The sequence below is a fragment of the Herminiimonas fonticola genome (assembly GCF_003293745.1).
Lineage (GTDB): Bacteria > Pseudomonadota > Gammaproteobacteria > Burkholderiales > Burkholderiaceae_D > Oxalicibacterium > Oxalicibacterium fonticola.
This window is the reverse complement of record NZ_PTLZ01000002.1, coordinates 542,502-564,879: the sequence shown is the minus strand read 5'-3', so window position 1 is coordinate 564,879 and position 22,378 is coordinate 542,502. Positions and strand designations below refer to the sequence as shown.

Here is a 22,378-nt window from a genome sequence, read left to right as displayed (position 1 = left end):
TTTCTTGTTGTTCCACACTCCATCTCGGTTCGTCATATCCACAGCTAATGAGTGCAACATTTATGAGTTCTAAGGAGTGCCCCGACTTTATCCAGTATTGATTTTGGCTTGGTGGTGGAGCATCCATGTAATGCAAACTACAAGAACATAAAAAAAACAAAATAGGAGTAATACCAATAATCTTAATCATAATTAATCTCTACTAATACTCGGTATCGAAATACTTTTTTGTCCAACGCCCCAAACTCTTTCAGCAAGTTCTGTAGATACATTCGGACCGTAACTTCCATGAGCAGCACCGAAAATACTTGTTAAGCCGCCCGTTGTTGGATTGCTTCCCAAAAATGTACTTATAAAGTCGTTTTGATGTGTCGATTGAAATACTTTGGCGACAGCACCAGTCGCTACATCGAATGCTTGTTGCGCCACCAATGCATTAATCGGTGAACCGTTCATTTGAACGAAACTCACAGGCACATTCGTTTGTCCCCTTTCGATTTGGGTTTGGGTGGCGTTGAAACTGGTGATATTGCCGCGGCTATGATCAACTTCCATAATCATGCCACCCGCCGCTTTGACCTGGTCGCGCAAATCAATATTCGCTTCGCTTGCGTTGCTAATACCAAAAGTCGTACCCGCCACCTTGTCCCAACCTGCATACAACACCTCCGCAAGTGCACTACCTGTGTGAGGATTTATAACAACGTACACCCCTTGTTCAAGCGCATGCGCATCACTCTGTTTGGCTGCATTTGCCAACGCATCCTGCTCTGTGTTCGAGATACCATGGTTAAATACGTACACCTTTCCGTCAGGCCCTATAGTAATTTTATGCGTACTCATATCAACTTCTACAGCGCTACAATCTGTTCCTTGTCCTGTACATTTTTGTAGCATTATTTTTTTTGGCCCTGTAGCAGACTTATAAACTGCATCGGTCACTATTGTTGCTTGTCTGAACGCCTCCTGCTTGATGGCGCGCTCCGCCTCTACCGTTTCCATCATTGCGCCAAGATCAAGCTTCTGCGCCGCATGTTGCGCATTGGAGGTGTTACGATTCAAAGTCGCAACCGTTTCGTCTGTAGACTTACCAGTCAAATTCAACTGTGCAGCCTCATTAGTAAGCACTACACGTCCAGATTCAATAGCACTATGAGTAACTCCCTCGGAAGAACCTGACTCTTTCCCGTTGTTAAGCGATGTCCCTATAATGCCTTTGGCAATACCGTATTTACCTTGTGCCAGCATATCGCTGGAAAGATTAATTCCACTACTTTTAGCACTAGCCTCAGCATGATTAGTAATGTCGCTGGTAGTAAGGCTTGCCGTGACGAGAGCATTTTTGTCGTCCTGTACCGCATTGTCAGTGCTGGCAATGACAGCGCCCTTCAAGTCAGTATTGCCACCTACTTTAACCTGGAAGCCCTCGTCACCTGCTTTGATCCCGCTCTGCTCACTCACATTCGCGTAGTCACTATTGACACTGCTCTTGCTGTAACTGAGACTGCCAGTGCTGGCACCAGCACCGATAGTGATGCTGGCAGCAATGTCTTTTTGTTTGCTGTCGTATTTACTGGTGTCTTGCAGGCTTTCGATATTCAAATCTCCGCCCACATTTGCCACTACTTGTTTGCCATTAGCGACCGCACCAATTAAATTAGTATCGCCGCCTGAAACTAGCGCCAATTGATTGCCTGCGTTAATGTGGGTATTGCTCCAGCTAACATCCTTGCCATCCGCATTCCCACGACCAGAACTTGCAGAGGCTGTCACGCCGAAACCGCTGGTACCGATACTTATGCCTATACTCCCACTATTGCTCTTGTTAGTGCTGTGCTGTTCATCGGCATTTCGAGCTGCAAGTAATTTAATTTCATCTTCCGCGCTAATAATAACGTTGTTCCCTGCACCGATGTCAGAGCCCTGCACAGTGACGTCGGAATTCTTACCTGCGCCGCTGGCAACGATGGTGACATTGCCGCCTGCAGCTATCGTGGAACCAAGCGCATTGATGCCGGTCTGGATCGTCTTACTTTCGCTGCTGGAGGCGCCAATGCTGATGCTGAGGTTGACGCCCCCTACCTGATCGGCGGCGGTAGCATCACGGCTGGTTGGATTGCCCTGTGCATCCTTACCGGTTGCGATCTGATTCTCTTTGCCATTGATGGTTGCGCCTTGTCCTGCCTGAATCGCGTCATAACCGCCTTGGGCCGCAAGCCCGGCCGTTGCGCCAGCCAGCGCCTTCATTCTGCCGTCACTAGTCTGACTCGCAGCAACTGCCATTTGCTGCACAGTCTGGATGGCACTAATGATCGGGCTGGTGATGGCGAGCGTCAGGCCACTTTGTTTGAAGCGCTGCTCCGTACTATTGGTATAGGTATTGGTGGCAGCAACGATATCGACCTTCTTCGCGGCGATACTAATGTCACCCGAAGGGGCAAGTACATCGCTGCCAATCTGGCTATAGGTTTGCCCCGCCAAGAGCACGATATCGCCGCCGACGCTCCCCACCGTACTAGCCGAGGCATTGGTGGACTGTTTGTTCTGATCGGTGCTTAGCTGCTGTTTGCCGTAGGTAATGCTCAAGCCGCCACTGCTGAAAAGACCGCTCTTCTTCGTCTCGTTGAAACTGCTGGACTGGCTGGTGTTGGTCGCGGCCTGGATGCTGAGATCCCTACCCGCTACCACGGTGGTGCCATTGTCGCCGACCACATTGGACCCACGGATGAGCGTGTCACCGCCCGACCCGAGCGTGACGGTCTTGCCACCGAGGCTACTGCCGATGGCAATATCACTCTGACTTTGATTTCGACTTTCTGTAGTCGATTTGGAGAGGAAACCGGAACTCGTAGCGTAGCGCGCATCGTCACTTTGCCTTGTTGTTCGCCCCTCCACAATCTTGACATCGCCGCCTGCACTGAGTGTCAGGTCTCCGGTAGCATTGACGGTGGCAGCACGGACATGAGTATCATTGCCGGCGGCAAGAATTATGTTGCCACCCGAGACGATTTGACTACCCACTTCCCGCATGCCCGACTCGCGCATGTAGTTACGTTCGTTGGCTGTAAGGTCGCTAGCGTATGCAGTATCTGCCGTGCCGAGGTTGACATTGTTGCCAGCGGTTGCTTGAATGCTGCCCGTGCTGGAGAGCACGCCTGCCAACACGCTAAAGTCATTGCCAGCGCTGGCAACAAGAATGCCCTTATCCCCCGTAACGTAAAGACCCGCCACGCGATCTACTTGCGTAAGACTGCTGCTGGATAGACCAGCGGAGGAAGATCCGGTACTCGTCGTACTTTGTACGATGAGATCCCTGCCTGCCGTGGCGGTAAGGCTATCCTCAGCAATCATGCGACCACCAAAGTTGATCAGATCCTGTTGTGCGACCACGTTGACTCCCTTGCCGCCAATAGTGCCGAGATTTTGCACATTGTCTGCACTGATTTGCATTACCTTGCGTCCCCCAATCGTGCCAGAGTTTTTGAGATCCCCGGTAAGTTGGATGTTGACGTTCTGCCCGGCCAGCAAAGACCCATTAGCAGCGAGATCTCCCGCCTTCGGCATCGCATAAACTTGCGGCACCAACGCCATAGTCTTGGTTCCATCCGGCAGTACAACCTCTTGAGCAACCAGCCATACCATGTCACTCGTGAGCTGCGCTACCTGACTTGCTGTAAGGGCTATGCCAGGCACGAGATTCCACTTCTGCGCGTAAGTGACACCCGATTGCATCAACCCTTGATATTGCGCCTCATCGCTGGCATAGCCATCAAGGAATCTGCGTCCTGTGAGTTGCGCAACCTGCTCACGTATGAGTTTTTGCTCATAGAAGCCATCACCCAGGCGTTTTTGTATCGTATTGGGATCTGTCGACAGTACCTGCAACATGTAATCACTAGAGAGCCATTGCTGCTGGTTAGCGAAGCGTGGGTCTACCTCGAAGATATATGTAGCCGCAGGATTAGGACTCGAACGCAGAATGCTACTGGTAGGTGCAGTCCGTGTGGTCAGTTGTGTACCGGTACCGGAAACGCTTCTATTACCTTCAACAAGCGACGTATCAAGTTTAGTTGTGACACTCTCACTTACATAAACATAAGATCCTGTACCAAAGTATCCTTCGTGTACGCCATAGCCTTTGTACTTCACACTATCGCCGCGGAATGAGCCGAAGTCTGTAACTTGGCGATTGCCTGATGTCTCAGTACTAGTCAGGTTGCTGCCCGTGATGTCCAAATTCCCATCAGCGAGAATCTGGCTGTTGTCATTAAGGATCGCTCCACCTGAAAGCTTCATCGCACTACCAGAGATGATTCGACCTGGAGCACCCGGATTGTCGACTACCGTCTGTATAGTCTCGGTGCTTGTAACCCAAATATGATAATAGTCACGGTATCCCCGAGAAATCAGATTCTGGTTGTAGCTGAGAAGCCTACTACTTAGTTGTACCTGGTCACCCTCTGGCACATTGAAGAGTGCCCACACGGGACTACCAGCAGGATATGCATATGAAACTGTTATGGTGCTATCACTGAACTCGTCGTACACGTAAGCTTCGAGCTGATAAGGAACACGCGAATAACCAGCCTCGAACGGATATTGAGCGCTAGGGGCGACGTACTCCAAACGTGGAAGATTAGGGTCGCCGTTATCATATCGGTCCGATGCGCACTTGAAGCAGCGTCCCAGTTCACTCTCTAGGTATCTGGTTCCTCCCAAGCGAATGTAATGGGCAGAAGCGGCGGCATAACTGGTGTCCGTTCGAATGCTGAAATCGGGATTGATATTGTTGATCTGCAGCGCAGAAATATTTGCACCGCCCAGAGATTCTATGGTGGCAGCCGCGTTGTTGAGCGTGCCAACGGTGCCAGTAGCTTGACCTTGCGCATCCAAGTTGCCACCGATGTTGAGGGCATTTGCACCGACGCCTGCGCTAAAAAGCAGCGAGCCATTTCGATTGTTTAAAGTACCAACACCGAGATCCAATCGCTGACGTGCAGCAATCACGGCATCGGAACGGAGGCCATTGATTGTTTCTGTATCGTTGTTCAGAACGTTAGCTGCAATGCCGAGGTCATCACCATAGATGCGGCCGGTACCGATGTTGTCGAGCGTACCTGCCTCGACCAATACGTTACTGCCATCAATCAATCCACGATTAGTGAGATTGTTCGTGACTGCAATCTTGGTCGTATTTCCCGCAATCTCACCTGTGGCTGCATTGCCAATATCACCAGCATTTAGAGTAATCGCATCGCCGGCAGTTAGCTTGCCTGCATTGTCTATAGAGCCAGCGGTGATAGCGAGCAATGAAGTCGCCTCCATCTTTGCACCGACTTCGTTAAGAAGACCAGTTGCGGTCACGATTGATGCTTGACCTTGTGCACTGATAACTGCGTTTGCGCCGACGTTACTGATTCCGCCAGCCGTATCTATTTTTACGTTGCCACCACTACCATTCGACGATGCTGCCTGGATCGCTCCTTCATTCGTCAATAGACCGTTAGAGAGAAGAACAAGATTGCCACCTGCTGCATTAATTGCGCCCTTGTTGCGCACACCCAATCCACTCTCACTACCAACTAAATAAATGTGACCGGCGTACATGCCACCTAGCGCGGCGACATCAAGACTAAATTGCGGGACTGGACCAGTGCCGGCGATCGGAGTTACACCTTGCGAGACATCTCCTGGATAGTCTGTGCTTGTCGTACTAACTTCATTCGCACCAGTGACGACTTTCAAACGATTCGCCCAGATACCTGCATTCACCTGAACCGATCTTGCAAGAATATCGGTGTAACTTGCCGTGCGCGTATCCAGTCCCAGACCATCAATATTGATCGTGCCTTGTGGAATACGGTAGCTGTCGAGCGATCCACCATTAGCTTGATTCATGACTGCAGTACCGGTCGTCAGCGTGACGCGATCGGCATTAATGAAACCTCCGCCATTGACCTGAATGCCTGCAGGATTGGCAATGATGACTTCAGCGCGTTGTCCTGCGACTTCGATATAACCCCGTAGCTGACTTGGATTGCTAGAGTTAACTTCGTTAAGAATGACACGCGCCGCGCCGCCTACTAACCATGGATTGCCTTGAATCCACCCCCCGGTTTGTGTTGCGGTATTAGTTCTGCTGTTATTAAGAATCGCACCGTTACTTTGCACGTCGAACTGGCTGTATGTATTGCGTGATACGCCTGCAGCAGATGGTGTTTGAATATTTACTTGTGGTAGGCCATTCGCGGTTTGCAGAATAGTGGGACGCTGATTACCAGGGGCATTCGGGTCAGCGACGATCTGCGCGTGTGCCAATGGCATCACTAAGGCCATAACACCAGCAGCAAGTTTCGCTGCAAATGAAATCTGCCTCATTTTCAAGCAATGCAAATCTGTTTCTTGCTTAGCAATAATGGACGCTACTGGATCAGCATCACCTTTACCTTGTGCGGATACGTTCTCTGCAACAACCATCAAGATGCCACGAGCTTTATTAAAAACAATGCGGTATAGATTCTTGTTCATGTTTGCCTAATGATTGACGCGTTTAATGTGAGAGCGCTTAAGTAAAAATTGCAAAGATCAGATTAATAATTCCAATTCAGACTGAAGCCTGCTGTGGTATTCGCGGTCCTGAATCCATCTGGTTTCTTTATGGGTTGGCCGACAAAAATGTCGTAAGAGCCGCCAAGAAAATTTCCGCGCAGGCCGAGTGCCATACCCGCCAGACGCGTACCAATCAGATATTGGCTGGCCTGACCGCTCACTTCACCGTAATCGAGAGCAAGGTAAAGTTCTTGTCCGCTTTCGCCTAAGATGAGGCCAACGTCATTACGCAAGGTCCAACCACGATCGGAAGAAAGCATCATGTCGCCATCAAAGCCTCGTACTGTGTAACGGCCGCCAATGGAAAACCGATCTTGCGGTACTAAGGGCGTATCGTTCCACTGGCCACGGAACGCACCGAGGTAACGTAGGTTTTGTTGAACGACTTGAAATGGAACAGAGAGGGACACGTCTGCATTCCAGACTTGAGGGCGCGATGCACCTTCACCGAACAAATCCTCGGGAGCTGAAAGTGCCTGAAACGCTCCCGTGCCATGGCGATAGGCGAGATTCAGATCCAGCGTGTTCGCTCCCATGAACTCACGGTGTCCAACACTTAGTTCCCAGCCTGCTGTACGTCTGCGCTGTGTTTCTACTTCGGTGTCATCGATAAAGTTATTGGACTCTTTAAGATAAGCACGTAACGCTACTGTCGTTTTACGTTGTGCGTCTCGATAAACCACCCGAGATAGTTTGAGATCATTACTACTACTCGTACCTGAGTAAACGTAGTTCTGGTTCAAGCCGGCAATGCTTTGAAAATATCGATTGCTTGAGGCTGTTGTGCTCAGAGTCCAATACCCAAACGGCACCGAATAGTGAACTGTTCCGCCACGCGTACCGCGTGCACCTGGATCGCCGCCGCCCAGATCATGGTTCGCGCTGATATAAAACAGATCATTCAACGTCCACCAGTTGTCATAGGACAGTGTCAGCCCACCTTGATATTTGCCCGTCGATTTGGAACCTGAATCATCTAAGGAAAGAGATACTCGGAACGGAAAGCTCTGTTGATAGGAAATAACCAGGTCACTTTGTCCAGGCTGCGCTCCTTCGCCTTCGGCTGCTTCAATTTTGATGTCTGCCGCAGCAGTAGGAATGCGCTTGAAGTTTTCCAAACCCTGTTCAATATCACGCAAATTTAGTATGTTGCCGGACTGAATCGGAATGGCATTCCATTTCGTCCCGCGTGGATCTGCATCTACTGCAAAACGGATGTCACGGACACGCCCTGGAATAACTGTCAGTGTGAGGTCGCCAGTCTTGATGTCTTGTGGTGCGGCGAGCACACGCGTAGTGACGAAGCCTTTGGCGACGATGGCGTTTTGCACCCGAGTCAGTACCAAGTTGATGCCATTGGCACCGAGGCATTTGCCAATAGGAGAATCCTCGCCTTCAACTACGCTTTGTACGGCGAATTGAAATTGATCAGCTGCATTGCCAAACAACGCTAAGCGATCAATGCGAAAACATGGTGACTCGTTTTTTGGTAAGCGAATCGCTGCCGACATAGTAGATGCAGGCGTTTGCAATCGAACGTCAGGCGTTTGCTCTTGCTGCAACCGCAACTGACGTTCACGTTCTTGTTGCCTTATTAATTCATCGGCAGCAAAGCTTTGAGCAAATATAGACGATGTGAAAAAGAGTCCACTAAGCACTAAAGTAATTGAAGGAGAAAACAACTTGCGGAAGAAAGGACTTACAACGAATTGCTTGTGCATTTATTGCGGCCGTTAAAAGCCGCCCCCGATGGTGTACTTAAGAAAAAAGCAACCATATAGAGAATCGCATGCGGGGACATGCCATGTTTATGGGGGATTTGAAAATAACGTAAGTTTTACGTAAGGCTTGTTGTAATTAACACTCGGAAGTGTCAACTTTTTATGTGGAAAAAGTTAAATAAGTGCTCTTGCAAAACACTTTTAAAAATGGTGAATTACACGAAAATTTCAGCCGCGGAGAATATTGATTCTGTATCGAGGTAGTGCTTTGATACTGATTAGTTACCCTGGCTTGGCATGACAATAGAAGAGCACTTAAGCTAGTGAGGATTGCAAATATCTATGACAGACCATTTAGTCATATGACCTTCAACAATCAAGTTGGCAACAACCTAACCGAAAACACCTCATCCACGAAGAAACCCTGCTCTGGGAATCCATTTTCATCTGTAAATCCGAACCAGCTGAAGTTAGCTTTTGCTTCTATCGTCAGCATGATCTTCTTGACAGTATCTGTTTGATCCAGCGACGTTGACTTTCCCCAGTCATTGATCAACTGTTCAATCGCCAACAACTGCTTGGCATACGTCCCTTTATTCAAGAGCAGAAATTTATCGTAAAACTCTTGATATGCATCCACCGTCAAAACCTCGCCCACGCTCATCAACATGACAAACAAGGGAACGACATCAGCAAATTTCTCTGGCGGCCCGGTCAATACATGATTCAGATAAGCCTGCGTATTCTTGTCCGAATCTCTATAAAAATGCTCACCCTGAAAGCCCAGCTGAAGAAATTGCGGAGTTAACTTTTGACGTAGTAATTCTGCATCAAGCACGTTAATGAAATTCGGCATAACGTCATTTTCGATGACTGAAGAAATGCCAAGTTTGATGCGACGATAGCTGGACAACTGAAGTTCAAGTTGCAAAAGTTCACGCTCAAGTGCTGCGCTCGGATGACGACTGCTTGCGTATTCAATGACAGCCGTATCGCCGTTCAGAATGGACTGCCATCCACCTTCACTGGATTTTTAAACTTGATTTTGAGTTGTTGTTGAACGCGTGCGGAGAGTGCTGCGATTCTGCGATCTGATCGCGCTTTATCTATGAAACTCATGAATTTTCATACTTGAAACAGTTATTTTGAACGTGATTCGCCAAGCAAGCGATCAGTCTTCTGCTGTCACCGGAACCTCGGTGACCACATCCGGCAAACCGGAAAGGATCATCAACTGTACGCGTCGATTGCGCAAACGCCCTTCCGCCGTATCGTTGCTATCGACTGGTTGGTTGGCACCGTGACCCATTGCCACCAGGCGTTTTTCATTCATGCCGCTTTCCAGAAACAGGCGCACCACGCTGCTGGCACGCACTGCTGACAATTCCCAATTGGATGGAAACATTGCGTTATTGATCGGAACATTATCGGTGTGGCCCTCAACCTGAATATCGTTATCGACCTTGTTCAATACCTCGGCCACTGCACGCAAGGCTTTTTCGGATTGCGCATTGAGTTTGGCTTCACCCGGTGCAAACAACACGCTGGCATTGATTTCGACACTGACGCCGCGATTGGTTTGTGTGACGCGCACTTTGCCTTGACTGATCAGCGGTGCCATTGCCTTGAGAATATCCCGTGCGATATTCGTCATGCGTGCTTTTTCGCGTTTGGTGGCAGCATCATTGGCGCGTTGTGATTGTGCCGGGAGTGGTCGCGGCAGAACCGGTCGACTGGACTCGACCGGATCTTTTAGTACCGGTGCTTTGCTGGTCACCCCGCCAAATGCGACACCCAGAGAATTGGACAGAATGCGGTACTTGCCTTCGTTGACCGAAGAGATCGCATACATAACGACGAAAAAGGCGAACAGCAAGGTAATGAAGTCGGCATAAGACACCAGCCAACGTTCATGGTTTTCGTGTTCTTCTTCGTGTTTTCTACGGGCCATGTGCGGTGTCTGCCGAGGATGAAAGCAAGTTACATCAGGTAGATATTCATGCGTTCTTCGATCAAGCGAGGGTTATCACCCGCTGCAATGCCGGCAAATGCATCGGCCAGCATTTCATGCTTGAAGACATCGCGGGCGACTATGGCCTTGAGCTTGCTGGAAATAGGCAGGAACACGAGATTGGCAAAACCGACGCCGTAAATCGTCGCCACGAAAGCCACGGCAATACCGCTGCCAAGACGGGATGGATCTGACAGGTTTTCCATCACATGAATCAAACCAAGCACGGCACCAAGAATACCGATGGTCGGCGCATAACCGCCTGCGGCTTCCCATATTTTGATCGCCAGACGTTGCTGCGTTTCGTATGCGCCGATTTCCATGTCCAGTACTTCACGCAATTTATGCGGATCAACGCCATCGACAATCAGACGCAAGCCGTGCGCGATGAAGGGATCGTTGACGTCCTTGATGACACGCTCCAGGCTGAGCAGGCCTTCGCGTCGCGCAATCGTGCTCCAGTTGGTAATGTCGAGCATCAAGGCGGGGTAATCGTCGTGTTTCGGCATAAAAACGCGGCCGGCCATTTTCAGACCGTTCACAAAATTTTGCCAGCCGCTTTGCAGCAGCACAGCACCTATCGTGCCGACAAGGACGATAACAAAGGCTGCTGGCTGTATCAGGGAGCCTAGTTTGCCGCCCTCCAGCATTTGCCCGGCAAGTATGCCGCCAAGCGCAAGTACGATGCCAATTAAGCTACCCCAGTCCACGCCTTCTCCCTCAAGTTTGCACGCATCCTGGCAATGGCCTGGCTATGTAGTTGAGATACCCGCGATTCGGTCACGCCCATGACGGCACCGATTTCTTTCAGATTCATTTCCTGTTCGTAGTACAAGCTCATCAGGATTTTTTCGCGCTCGGGCAAGGCTTCGATGGCCGCAATCACCGCTGAGCGGAAACCGGTGTTCATCAAATTCTGCAAAGGATCCGGCGATTCGTCCGTGCAATAGCGATCGAGGAAATGCTCGTTGTCTTCGCTATCGTGAAAATCTTCGTAATACACCAGTTGATGGCCGCCGCCATCGCTGAGCAAATCCTGGTAGTCGGCCAGTGACAGCTTGAGCTGCTTGGCAACTTCGCTTTCATTCGGTGCGCGACCCAGCTTTTGCTGCAAGGTGTTCATCGCCACCTCGATCTTGCGCATGTTCTGACGCATGCTGCGCGGCATCCAGTCGCTGCTGCGCAATTCATCCAGCATCGCGCCGCGTATGCGCTGCACGGCATAGGTTTCGAACTGTGCACCGTGTGTTTCTTCGTAGCGGCTGACCGCGTCCAGCAAACCTATCATGCCCGCCTGAATCAGATCGTCGACTTCCACGCTGGGCGGCAACTTGGCTTTCATCTGATGCGCGAGTTTCTTGACCAGCGGTGCATGCTCGCTTACCAGGTGATCCCTATCCGATTTTCCTTCTGCGGTGTACATCTATCAAGCCCCAAACTTGACGCCATGGGCGGACAGTGTAAAACGTTCTGCCAGGCGACGAAACGCCACCGATGCGCCAGCCATGGGAAACGCGTCAATCACGGCGCGTCCCAAACGCGCGGCGCGTGTCGTGTTCTCGTCAGATGGAATTGAGCCTATGGAATGCAATTGTACCGCCAGATAACGGCTGGCGACATGCGCCATGTTTTGATAAACGACTTCGGCCTCACGTTCATCGGCACCAGTGACAAGAATGCCGAAAGGTCGGCGGCCTAACTGTGTGTTGAGACGCTTGATCAGCGAGTAGGCTTCCTTGATCGAAGCCGCACCTGGCGCGACCTGAATAACGATATCACCACTTGCCATACCGGGAATAGTGAAGTTATCACTCTCGTCCAACTCGGCATCCACCACCAAGACGTCCGATTGTGCAGCCAGTACGCCAAATGCATTGGACAGACGACGCAATTGATCAACGTCACGTGAGGCTGCATGTACCGAGCCACTGGTTAGTGACGCAATGCCAAAGCCTTGCGGCATTGCCTGTACAACTTGATTCAAGGCGCGCTGCTGGCGTGCTACATCCAGCAAGGTCGCTTGCACTTCAACGCCCATGCGACGTGTAATGCCATCCTTAGACATACACGCATCCAGCAGCACGACATCGCTGCCGCTTGAAGCAAGTGAAGCGCTCAAATTGACCAGCATCGCACTTTTATCCGCAACCGAAGTCGCAGATAAAAATGTAAAGATGCGCGGCTTGGGCCCGGCGAGCATGCGCCGTAGACCTTCTGCCTGATCACATTCGAAACTAGCCAAGAATCACCTCACGCAAACTTTTGTCGTTCATTGCTCTTGCTGTATTTGCCATTACCAAAGGTATTTCCGCATCGTTGAACTGGAATGGTGCCGTTTCGCGCTTGAGCTTGAATGCACGGTCAACCAAGTACTGCTGGTTCGCGACGTGCAGGTCTTCCGGCACGCGTTGCCCATTAGCCACGTAGTATAAGTTCAATTTCTGTCTAATGACTACATCTAGTGCACTGCCTATCGTTGCAGCCTCATCTAATTTGGTCAATATGCAACCTGCAAGACCATTACCCATGTAGGAACGCACTACTTCGTTGAGTGTTTCGCCGGTTGAAGTCGCGTTCAAACACAGCAGGCGTTTGACCTGGCTGCCCGCACCAGTCAGCATCGCGATCTGTTCTGCCACCATTTGGTCGCGTTGGCTGACGCCGACGGTATCGATCAATACGGTGTGTTTGCCTTTAAGCTCATCGAGTGCGATACGCAGGTCGGCTTCGTCTTTGACCGAGTGCACCATGACGCCGAGGATTTTGCCGTAAATGCGCAATTGTTCGTAGCCGCCGATACGATAGCCGTCGGTAGTGATCAGTGCGAGCTTGCCTGGACCATGACGCATCACGCAACGCGCTGCGAGTTTTGCAGTCGTCGTGGTTTTGCCGACGCCGGTAGGACCGACTAATGCATAGACGCCACCTTTTTCAAGGATTTCGTTTTCATTGTCGATGGTCGCCAGATTGCGTGTGAGGATGGTCTTGATCCATTCCATGCCGCTGTCCTTGCTGGCACCGGCTGGCATTCTTTCAATCAGATAACGCGACAGGCTGGCACTGAATCCGGCTGCCAGCATCTCACGCAAGACGCTAGATTTTGCCGGCTCGCGTTTGTGCTGATCGGTCCAAGCCAGTTCGGCCAATTGCATTTCCAGCATGCCGCGCATGGAGCGGATTTCCTTCATCACATCGTGCAACTCTGCAGCATTGATTTCGCCCAGCGCCGACTGCGGCAATGCAACTGCAGGGACCGGTGCAGAAATTGCCAAAGGCTCAGACTGAGCTGGCTTGTAATTCGGTGACAAAGAGGCCAATGTGGTTTCCGAAATCGTCTTTTCAACGAAAGGCTCGGCCAGCGATGCCATGTCCTCACCAGCCAGCGCGAGAATCTCGACGCCATCCGCCACCGCACGATTGGAAAGAATGACGGCATCCGGACCGAGTGCTTCGCGCACCAGACTCCATGCGCCGCGCGACGTGCTTGCTGTAAATTTTCTGACATTCATACCTGGCCTCCAACTAAGCTAGTAACTCTGATCGTTTTTGAATCGGGCACTTCTGCGTGCGAAAGAACTTTCAACTGCGGTATTGCACGGCGCAGGAAGCGCGCCAGCAATGCCCTTAACTGTGCCGGCACCAACAGTACCGGCGTTAAACCTAATTGCTCCTGTTGACGCGTGGCAGCTTCTGCCTGCGCGGCGATCGTATCGGCCAAACCTGGCTCGATGCCGGCGCCTTCGGGACCGCTTGCACTCAATGCTTGCGTCAACAGACGTTCAAGTCGGTTATCCAGGGTCATCACAGACAATTCATTGGTCGATGGGAACAGCTGTTGCACGATGGCGCGACCGAGTCCGACGCGTACCAGCGCGGTCAATTCGTTGACGTCTTGTGTAAAGCTGGCGTGCTCGGTCATGGTTTCGATGATGGTGTGCATGTCGCGGATGTGCACGCCTTCGATCAACAGGTTTTGCAAAACTTTTTGCAAGGTCGACAGCGGAATCAGTTTTGGTACAAGATCGTCCACCAGCTTTGGCGATTCCTTGGTCAGGTGATCCAGCAGTTGCTGCACTTCCTGACGACCCAGCAATTCGGCTGCATGCGTGGTGATCAAATGATTCAAATGCGTAGCGACCACTGTACCGGCATCAACTACGGTATAACCCATGCCTTGCGCTTGTTCGCGCAGACCGGCATCGATCCACGTCGCTGGCAAACCAAAGGCTGGATCGCTGGTAGTCTGCCCCGGCAAGGTACCGCTCACCATGCCGGGATTGATCGCGAGGAACTGACCTGCGAGCGCTTCACCGCTACCGACTTCCACACCTTTTAGCGTAATGCGATAGGCCGAAGGTTTCAGCTCAAGGTTGTCGCGAATATGGACTGGCGGCGACAGGAAGCCGACTTCCTGCGCAAATTTTTTGCGTATGCCTTTGATACGGCGCAACAGCTCACCGCTTTGTGATTTATCAACCAATGGGATCAGGCGGTAGCCGACTTCCAGGCCCAAGGTATCGACTTGCACGATGTCTTGCCAGGTGGCTTCTTCGACTTCAGGTGCTGGTGGCGGTGCAGTGACTTCTGGTTCGACTTCTGGCGCTTTCAGCGCGCGTTGCGAAACCAGGTACGCCGCACCAGCCATGCCAGCAGCCAGCAACAGAAAGGAAAAGTGCGGCATTCCTGGGATCAAACCCATGCCGCCAATGATTGCTGCGGTGATGTACAGCACTTGCGGCTTGGCGAACAATTGGCCGACCAGTTGGCCGCCGATATCCTGTTCACTTGCAACGCGCGACACAACGATACCTGCAGCTGTCGAAATAATCAGAGAAGGAATCTGTGCCACCAGGCCATCACCGATAGCGAGCAAAGTGTAGTTTTCCAGCGCAGCAGAAAATGCCATATCGTGCTGGATCATGCCGACCATCAAGCCGCCGACAATATTGATGACAGTAACGATAATGCCGGCGATTGCATCACCCCGTACATACTTGCTGGCACCGTCCATCGCACCATAAAACTCTGCCTCTTGCGCGACTTGCGTGCGACGCAAACGTGCATCTTGCTCACCGATCAAGCCTGCATTCAGATCGGCGTCGATCGCCATTTGTTTACCAGGCATCGCATCCAATGCGAAACGAGCGCCCACTTCAGCGATACGGCCTGCACCTTTGGTCACGACGGTGAAGTTAATGATGGTCAGAATGATAAATACGACGATACCGACGGTGTAATTACCGCCGATCAAGAAGTGACCGAAGGCTTCAATCACTTTACCGGCAGCGTCCGGGCCGTTATGACCTTCGGTCAACACCACGCGAGTCGAAGCCACGTTCAAGGACAAACGCAACATCGTGCTGACCAGCAGCACGGTCGGGAACACCATGAAGTCCAGCGGCTTGACCGTGTACAAAGCGGTCAGCAATACGATGATGGACAGCGCGATATTGAAGCTGAAGAAGATATCCAGCACGATCGCCGGCAGCGGCAAAATCATCATCGACAACATCATGATGATGATCAACGGTGCAGCGATGGCTTTTGAACCAGGGCCAGTCATCCAGGCTGGCATTTTCAGACTATTCATTGTGGCAGGCCATTGGTATCTGCATCTTCTGCAGCGGGGTTAAGAGGATCAAGTTCTGGCGGCACATCGATGTCACCCGGTTTTTGTGGACGTGAACCACCGTTTTTGCTGTAAGCGCGCAACTGGAATACATAGGCCAGCACTTCAGCTACTGCGATATACAGAGCTTCCGGAATCTCGTCACCGAGTTCTGCGTGGCGGAACAGGGCACGTGCCAAAGGTGGCGCTTCCATCAACACGACATTGTTTTCCATCGCGAGCTCACGGATTCTTGCTGCGACTTCATCAGCACCCTTGGCGACGACTATCGGTGCACGGTTACCTTTTTCAGAATATTTGAGTGCCACCGCATAGTGCGTCGGATTAGTCACGACCACGTCTGCGGTTGGGACTTCAGTCATCATGCGGCGACGCGCCATTTCACGTTGTTGCTGGCGAATCTTGGCTTTGATTTCAGGGTTACCGTCAGATTCCTTGGATTCTTGACGCACATCCTGGCGCGACATCATCAGTTTCTTCGCATGTGCCCACATTTGATATGGCGCATCCACTGCCGCGATGATGATCAAGCCACTGACGATGAAGATGAAGCTGACCAGCAACAAATGACCCAAATGCTCCATGCCGGATTTCAGCGGTTCGACGCTCAAGGCCAGCACTGCATCGATTTCGAATTTGATGACCATCCAGGCAATCCAGCCGACCAAAACGGTCTTGCCGATAGCCTTGCCCAACTCAACTGCCGAGCGGGTAGAAAACATATTGCCGATGCCCTTGATCGGGTTCATGCGACCAAAATTCGGTTGCAGAGCCTCTGCGCTAAACAACCAGCCACCAATCAGCATCGGCGACGCCAGGGCCACCACCATCAGGATCAAGGCTGCCGGCGCAAATGCTATGAGTAATCTGATAATGCTGGCAGCGGCATGCGCCAGCAACAATTCCATATCAAAAGCCATCTCGCGATCAAAGCTCAGACCGGATGCGAGCACACCGTTCATCTCAGTGATCATATGGCCGCCGGTGAACCAGAAAGCAGCACTCGCGCCCAGCAACAAGGTGCAAGTCGCCAGCTCGCGCGAACGCGGGACGTCACCCTGCTCCCGCGCCTGCTCCAGCTTGCGCGGTGACGCGGGTTCTGTCTTTTCGAGATCACTTTCTTCAGCCAAAGCCGACTCCTGAGATAGTCCGGCAGGCGTTCAAGACGACGCCATACGGACCAATGAGTCGATTATTGGCTAGAAAGCTTCTGGGTGATCGAGGGAATAGGGTGGGAAATACCCGCTTTTTAAGTGTTGCCGAGCGGGTATATGTGGAAACAACTTAGATTTTGATGGCTTGCGCCCATGCCAATGCCGCCAGATGGGCTTCATTGACCTGCCGCGCGTTGAGAAACAAGGAGTCTGCAAGTGCACCAATATCGCCATTATCCGGTTCGCAAGCTTCGGCTAATGCCAGGAATGGGCCGTACATGCCTTCACGCGTCAGCAAAGCTTGCGAGACTAATTCGGACAACTGGATTTTTTCGAGGACCTCTTCCATCGGAATGCCAAGCAAGCGATCCAGCAGCGAAAACATACCAACCACAAACAGGTTTTCGGCTTCCTGCTTGGGCAGAATGCCATTTCCTGCCAGTTCGGCAAAACGACCACGCACAATCGCAGTTTGCATCAGCACAGCAGAATGGCTATTCGTACTGGCGGTAGTCAGCAACAAGGATAACCAGCGATACAAAGGTGAGTAACCCAGCATCGTGACGGCATGGCGCAAGGATTGGATTTCTGCTCCCAGACCAAAGCCAACGCTGTTGATATAACGGAATAATTTGTATGACAAGGTAGCGTCACGCTTGAGGACATTTTCCAGTTCACGCACATCGGCATTTTTGCGCACCATCTCCATTAACTGGACAATGATGGTTTGTGCTGGATTCAAGCCCTGCTTCTCTACACTCGGACGCGGTGTCAGATAGAGATTACCAATAAACGTTTGCAATCCAGCTGCCAAGCAGGTTTCGTATTCCTGCCAGCCTGCAATATGACGAGCAACCTTGATTGGCAACGGTTTCCCGTCAACATGGGAGGTACTTGCAAACGCACCGTCTCCGCCCAGCGTTCCTTCGACATGGCTGACGATAGCTAATAGTGGACTATTTGGCGCAACCACCTCAGCATTACACAGCGAAATTCCATAACCCTGCTGCCGCAATTCAATCACTGTTTTTTGCGTATCGGCATCGGCCAGATCGGCTGCGGTCAAACGAAAGACTACGTGTTTTGCCGGCAGTGTTTGCACCACAGCAGAAGTAATCAGCGCTGGTGTCGCTTCCAGGAACAACACGCTATCGCTCAGTAGCCAACCAGCATCGTCATTGCGCAGCTGTTCCGCTGCAAATGTGGCCAGTTCCAGCAAATCTTCATCGCTGGCCATGCCGTCGCCATGCTCGTTGCCATCCCAACGAAGTTCATATCCAACGATTTGCTGTGCCGCACTCAGGAGCGGTTCTCGAACAATGAATTTATTTGCAGACATGGAGGTGATGAGAAAGGAAAAAACCAAAACAAAAAGAGCCGCAAAAACTGCCGACCCTGTGTATTAAAAGCCCAGACTATCGAGTAAATCGTCTACCTGCGCCTGACTGCCAACAACATCATTACCAGTCGGATTGATTTGTGGCCCGTTCAGCAAACCAGTATCCACTTCGCGCTTGATTTCCGGCGGTGCATAGTCAACCAGCAATTGCAGCAGTTGCTGCTCCAGACCGTGCGCCAACTCGGTTACTTTTTTGATGACCTGCCCTGTCAAATCCTGAAAATCCTGCGCCATCATGATATTCATCAGATGCTGCTTGGTTTCCGCCGTTGCTCCTTGGGTCTGGTCCAGATAGGAAACGGTACGTGCCGCCATTGCACGGTATTTTTCTTCTGAAAAAGCACCCTGCAAGGTCTGCTGCCATTCGCTCGCCATGCTGGCAGCGTCGGATTGAATACGATCCTGCAAGGGGCCGGCTGCTTCGGTCGCATTCAACACGCGTTGTGCTGCCTGCTCCGTCATGCGCGCTACGTAATCCAGGCGATCACGTGCATCAGGAATATCGTGCGATGCACTCGCGATCAATTGATCGAAGCCCAGACCGCGCAAGCTGTCGTGCAAGGAACGTGTCATGTGACCGACGCGCGACAATACCTCGTCATGCGAGATATCTCCGCCCGCGCCAGCCATTTCTGAAGGCGTCAATTCTGCACGTAAGGTCGTGCTCAACTCAAGCTCCGGCAGCAGCCAGTTTTTCGAAAATCTTCGCGAGTTTTTCGTCCAGAGTCGCGGCAGTAAATGGCTTCACTACATAGCCATTAGCGCCGGCTTGTGCCGCTGCAATAATGTTTTCTTTCTTCGCTTCGGCTGTCACCATGAGAACCGGCAACTTGGACAGCGCTGGATCGGCACGAATGTTTTGCAACATCGTCAAACCATCCATGTTCGGCATATTCCAGTCGGATACGACGAAATCGAAGTGTTCGCTTCTCAGCTTGGCCAGTGCCATTGCACCGTCTTCAGCTTCATCAACATTGGTATAGCCCAACTCTTTCAAAAGATTGCGGACGATACGACGCATTGTTGAAAAATCATCGACGACTAAAAATTTGGTGTTTGGACCTGCCATGAATTACTCCATTAATTCTTTGAATCATTATCGATCTTAAAAGTGATCGGACTCGCTTTAAATTGCCATCTTTCGAACACTACTATTATGCACTGATGATGCTGCAGAGTTGGAAGATTTCCACCACAGCAACAGCATACCTTGGTTTATACACGCAAGGCGCGGCTACCATGTGTTGCAAGATAGCCTAAAACCATGCCCGGCAATGAATTCAAGGACCCGACTTCATGCGTCGCACCAACGGCGATCGCCTCGCGCGGCATACCGAACACGACACAGGAGGCTTCGTCCTGCGCAAAATTATAAGCACCTGCATTTTTCATTTCCAGCATGCCTAATGCGCCATCCTTACCCATGCCGGTAAGAATTACGCCTACAGCATTTTTACCGGCATGCACTGCAGCCGAGTGAAACAGTACATCAACCGATGGACGATGACGATTCACCGGTGGCCCCTGATCGATTTGTGTCATGTAATTGGCGCCGCTACGCACCAGTTGCAAATGCGAATGTCCAGGCGCAAGGTAGGCGTGCCCCGGCAAAACACGTTCGCCACCTTCTGATTCTTTCACATCAATTTTGCACAAGTTATCGAGGCGCTGTGCGAACGACTTGGTAAAGCCAGGTGGCATATGCTGAGTGATCAAAATGCCCGGACAATCAGACGGCATTTGCATCAGGAAATCCTTGATCGCCTCTGTGCCACCGGTAGATGCACCTATGATGATCAATTTTTCACTACTGGTCAGCGGATTGCGAATTAACGGCAACACACCCTCGCCAGCCTTGTTTGAGTCTGCTGGAGTAATCTGGCGCGGCTTGATGCGTGCCTTGGACGCAGCGCGGATTTTATCCGCGATCATTTCTGTGTATTCCAGCATGCCGCTCTGAATCGACATCTTGGGCTTGGTCACGAAATCGACAGCACCAAGCTCCAGCGCGCGCAGGGTAATTTCCGAACCACGCTCCGTTAATGACGACACCATCACAACAGGCATGGGGCGCAAGCGCATCAATTTTTCAAGGAAATCGAGACCATCCATGCGCGGCATCTCGACGTCCAGCGTCAACACGTCGGGATTGGTCTGCTTGATCAAATCGCGTGCCACAATCGGGTCCGGCGCCACGCCTACCACTTCCATATCGGGCTGACTATTGATGATCTCTTTCATCACGCTGCGGATCAACGCCGAGTCGTCCACAATCAATACTTTTATTTTCATACCGTGCCTAATCAAAACTATTTTTATTGAGGTATATGCAATCAGGAAAACAGCTCGATATCGCCAGCGACATTGTTTGTCTGCAAGCGATTCGCGTAATCCTCTTCGCGGTTGACTAGAGTATTGTTATTCAATTGTTTAAGTTTCTTGACGAGTACCTTGCCGCTACGCGGGAAGTAATAAACCTTGCGCGGATGAATATCGTTCAAATCTTCAGCGACAACCCGAATGTTTTCAATCTTGAGGAAATCACGAACAAACTGGGCATTGCGTTCGCCCACATTCATCGATGAAAATCCGCGCAGCACAGCGCCGCCGCCAAACACTTTTGCTTCCAGATTTTCGCGCTTTGCGCCCGCCTTCAGCAAATCATTGATCAAGACTTCCATCGCATATGTACCGTAGCGCGCCGATGCAGAAATCGGACTGTCCGCATCACCCCCACCATCCGGCAGCATGAAATGATTCATGCCCCCCACGCCCGTTATGCGATCACGTATACAAGCGGAGACGCACGAACCCAGCACAGTGACGATCAGCATGTCCTTGCCCGTGTAGTAATACTCACCCGGCAGAATTTTGGCCGCGTCGCGATCGAAGGTCCGGTCGTAATAGACATTCGTGGCGAAGTGTTCTTTGGTCAATTCGTTCATAAGTTCTATCTCATGCCCTGCGCAACTGGGCGCGCGCTTTTTTCTCCGGATCCAGTTCGTAGACTGTCTTTCCACGTAACTTGAATGCATCACTCACGTACAGGAAATTCTCGGAATGGCCTGCAAATAACAAACCGTCGGGTTTCATTAACGGTGCAAAACGATCCAGAATTTTTCCTTGTGTGGGCTTATCAAAATAAATCATCACGTTGCGACAAAATATCACGTCGAATTGCGTATTGATGCCCCAATTGTCGGCCAGCAGATTCACCTGTTTAAAAGTGATCATCTGCCGTAGTTCGGGACGCACACGTACCAGACCTTCGCGTTCACCTTTACCACGCAAGAAAAATTTCTTGGCGCGTTCTGGCGACATCTTGTCGAGACGATCTATCGAATAAACGCCGTTGGCTCCCGTGTTCAAGACATTGGTATCAATGTCGGTCGCAATGATGCGAACTGGTGGCGTCAAGGTATTGAATGCTTCGCAAGCCGTCATCGCAATTGAATACGGTTCTTCGCCGGTAGACGCGGCAGAACACCAGATTTCGATAGGCTCTTTTACTTTTTTCAGGTGCTCGGCAAGAATCGGGAAGTGATGGGATTCGCGGAAAAACGATGTGAGGTTGGTCGTCAAGGCATTGGTGAATGCCTCCCACTCCTCAGCATCGCCACCCTGCTCCAGCTTGTCCAGATAAGTGACGAACGATCCTATACCGGTTGCACGCAAGCGACGCGCCAGGCGACTATAGACCATTTCCTGTTTGCTCTCGGCCAGAGCGATACCGGCCTTTTTATAAATCAGCGAACGCACCCGCTCAAAGTCGCGTGCCGTGAATTCGAACTCTTTGGAGCCTTCTGGTCTTGCTTGAGAATTCGGTTTCATACTGCTGATTTCCTTTTGCCTTTT

General features: G+C 51.2%; 16 protein-coding genes. All 16 read right to left on the bottom strand.

The window, feature by feature from the left end:
* Nucleotides 1-192 precede the first annotated feature (192 nt).
* Nucleotides 193-6,528, bottom strand: a complete 6,336-nt coding sequence (locus Hfont_RS10000; RefSeq protein WP_112992224.1) for a hemagglutinin repeat-containing protein — start codon at nt 6,526-6,528, stop codon at nt 193-195.
* A 62-nt stretch (nt 6,529-6,590) separates the two neighbouring features.
* Nucleotides 6,591-8,330, bottom strand: coding sequence for a ShlB/FhaC/HecB family hemolysin secretion/activation protein (locus Hfont_RS09995; protein ID WP_112992223.1), 1,740 nt, complete (start codon nt 8,328-8,330; stop codon nt 6,591-6,593).
* A gap of 376 nt (nt 8,331-8,706) precedes the next feature.
* Nucleotides 8,707-9,168: a hypothetical protein gene (locus tag Hfont_RS09990; RefSeq protein WP_146779185.1), complete on the bottom strand. Its 462-nt coding sequence runs from the start codon at nt 9,166-9,168 to the stop codon at nt 8,707-8,709.
* Nucleotides 9,169-9,501: 333 nt separating this feature from the next.
* On the bottom strand, nt 9,502-10,281 hold the full coding sequence (gene motD, locus Hfont_RS09985) for a flagellar motor protein MotD (RefSeq protein WP_112992221.1): 780 nt from the start codon (nt 10,279-10,281) through the stop codon (nt 9,502-9,504).
* Between the two features lie 29 nt (nt 10,282-10,310).
* Nucleotides 10,311-11,051, bottom strand: coding sequence for a flagellar motor protein (locus tag Hfont_RS09980; RefSeq protein WP_112992220.1), 741 nt, complete (start codon nt 11,049-11,051; stop codon nt 10,311-10,313).
* Nucleotides 11,033-11,764, bottom strand: a complete 732-nt coding sequence (locus Hfont_RS09975; protein WP_112992219.1) for an RNA polymerase sigma factor FliA — start codon at nt 11,762-11,764, stop codon at nt 11,033-11,035. Before Hfont_RS09975 ends, Hfont_RS09980 begins: the two co-directional genes overlap by 19 nt.
* Nucleotides 11,765-11,767: 3 nt before the next feature.
* Nucleotides 11,768-12,583, bottom strand: coding sequence for a MinD/ParA family ATP-binding protein (locus Hfont_RS09970; RefSeq protein ID WP_112992218.1), 816 nt, complete (start codon nt 12,581-12,583; stop codon nt 11,768-11,770).
* Nucleotides 12,576-13,850, bottom strand: coding sequence for a flagellar biosynthesis GTPase FlhF (gene flhF / locus Hfont_RS09965; protein WP_112992217.1), 1,275 nt, complete (start codon nt 13,848-13,850; stop codon nt 12,576-12,578). Before flhF ends, Hfont_RS09970 begins: the two co-directional genes overlap by 8 nt.
* Nucleotides 13,847-15,931, bottom strand: a complete 2,085-nt coding sequence (gene flhA / locus Hfont_RS09960) for a flagellar biosynthesis protein FlhA (protein WP_112992216.1) — start codon at nt 15,929-15,931, stop codon at nt 13,847-13,849. The genes flhF and flhA overlap by 4 nt, the downstream gene beginning before the upstream one ends.
* Nucleotides 15,928-17,100, bottom strand: coding sequence for a flagellar biosynthesis protein FlhB (gene flhB / locus Hfont_RS09955; protein ID WP_112992215.1), 1,173 nt, complete (start codon nt 17,098-17,100; stop codon nt 15,928-15,930). The genes flhA and flhB overlap by 4 nt, the downstream gene beginning before the upstream one ends.
* Before the next feature lie 154 nt (nt 17,101-17,254).
* Nucleotides 17,255-18,463 carry an EAL and HDOD domain-containing protein gene (locus Hfont_RS09950; RefSeq protein WP_112992214.1) on the bottom strand — a complete coding sequence of 403 codons (1,209 nt, stop codon included), beginning with the start codon at nt 18,461-18,463 and terminating at the stop codon, nt 17,255-17,257.
* A gap of 63 nt (nt 18,464-18,526) precedes the next feature.
* Entirely contained in the window at nt 18,527-19,153 is a 627-nt protein-coding gene (cheZ, locus tag Hfont_RS09945) for a protein phosphatase CheZ (RefSeq protein WP_112992449.1), read from the bottom strand.
* 40 nt (nt 19,154-19,193) lie between these two features.
* Nucleotides 19,194-19,592, bottom strand: a complete 399-nt coding sequence (cheY, locus tag Hfont_RS09940) for a chemotaxis response regulator CheY (protein WP_112992213.1) — start codon at nt 19,590-19,592, stop codon at nt 19,194-19,196.
* Between the two features lie 146 nt (nt 19,593-19,738).
* Nucleotides 19,739-20,815: a protein-glutamate methylesterase/protein-glutamine glutaminase gene (locus Hfont_RS09935; RefSeq protein ID WP_112992212.1), complete on the bottom strand. Its 1,077-nt coding sequence runs from the start codon at nt 20,813-20,815 to the stop codon at nt 19,739-19,741.
* Nucleotides 20,816-20,856: 41 nt separating this feature from the next.
* Nucleotides 20,857-21,468: a chemoreceptor glutamine deamidase CheD gene (gene cheD, locus Hfont_RS09930; protein ID WP_112992211.1), complete on the bottom strand. Its 612-nt coding sequence runs from the start codon at nt 21,466-21,468 to the stop codon at nt 20,857-20,859.
* Between the two features lie 10 nt (nt 21,469-21,478).
* Nucleotides 21,479-22,354, bottom strand: coding sequence for a CheR family methyltransferase (locus tag Hfont_RS09925; RefSeq protein ID WP_112992210.1), 876 nt, complete (start codon nt 22,352-22,354; stop codon nt 21,479-21,481).
* Nucleotides 22,355-22,378 lie beyond the last annotated feature (24 nt).

Excerpts from the sequence above, each read along its gene's own strand:
- cheY (WP_112992213.1), bottom strand. The coding sequence starts at position 19,592 with ATGGCAGGTCCAAACACCAAATTTTTAGTCGTCGATGATTTTTCAACA.
- Hfont_RS09935 (WP_112992212.1), bottom strand. The coding sequence starts at position 20,815 with ATGAAAATAAAAGTATTGATTGTGGACGACTCGGCGTTGATCCGCAGC.
- Hfont_RS09995 (WP_112992223.1), bottom strand. The coding sequence starts at position 8,330 with ATGCACAAGCAATTCGTTGTAAGTCCTTTCTTCCGCAAGTTGTTTTCT.
- flhA (WP_112992216.1), bottom strand. The coding sequence starts at position 15,931 with ATGAATAGTCTGAAAATGCCAGCCTGGATGACTGGCCCTGGTTCAAAA.
- motD (WP_112992221.1), bottom strand. The coding sequence starts at position 10,281 with ATGGCCCGTAGAAAACACGAAGAAGAACACGAAAACCATGAACGTTGG.
- cheD (WP_112992211.1), bottom strand. The coding sequence starts at position 21,468 with ATGAACGAATTGACCAAAGAACACTTCGCCACGAATGTCTATTACGAC.
- Hfont_RS10000 (WP_112992224.1), bottom strand. The coding sequence starts at position 6,528 with ATGAACAAGAATCTATACCGCATTGTTTTTAATAAAGCTCGTGGCATC.
- Hfont_RS09925 (WP_112992210.1), bottom strand. The coding sequence starts at position 22,354 with ATGAAACCGAATTCTCAAGCAAGACCAGAAGGCTCCAAAGAGTTCGAA.
- flhF (WP_112992217.1), bottom strand. The coding sequence starts at position 13,850 with ATGAATGTCAGAAAATTTACAGCAAGCACGTCGCGCGGCGCATGGAGT.
- Hfont_RS09975 (WP_112992219.1), bottom strand. The coding sequence starts at position 11,764 with ATGTACACCGCAGAAGGAAAATCGGATAGGGATCACCTGGTAAGCGAG.
- Hfont_RS09950 (WP_112992214.1), bottom strand. The coding sequence starts at position 18,463 with ATGTCTGCAAATAAATTCATTGTTCGAGAACCGCTCCTGAGTGCGGCA.
- cheZ (WP_112992449.1), bottom strand. The coding sequence starts at position 19,153 with ATGGCTGGCGCGGGCGGAGATATCTCGCATGACGAGGTATTGTCGCGC.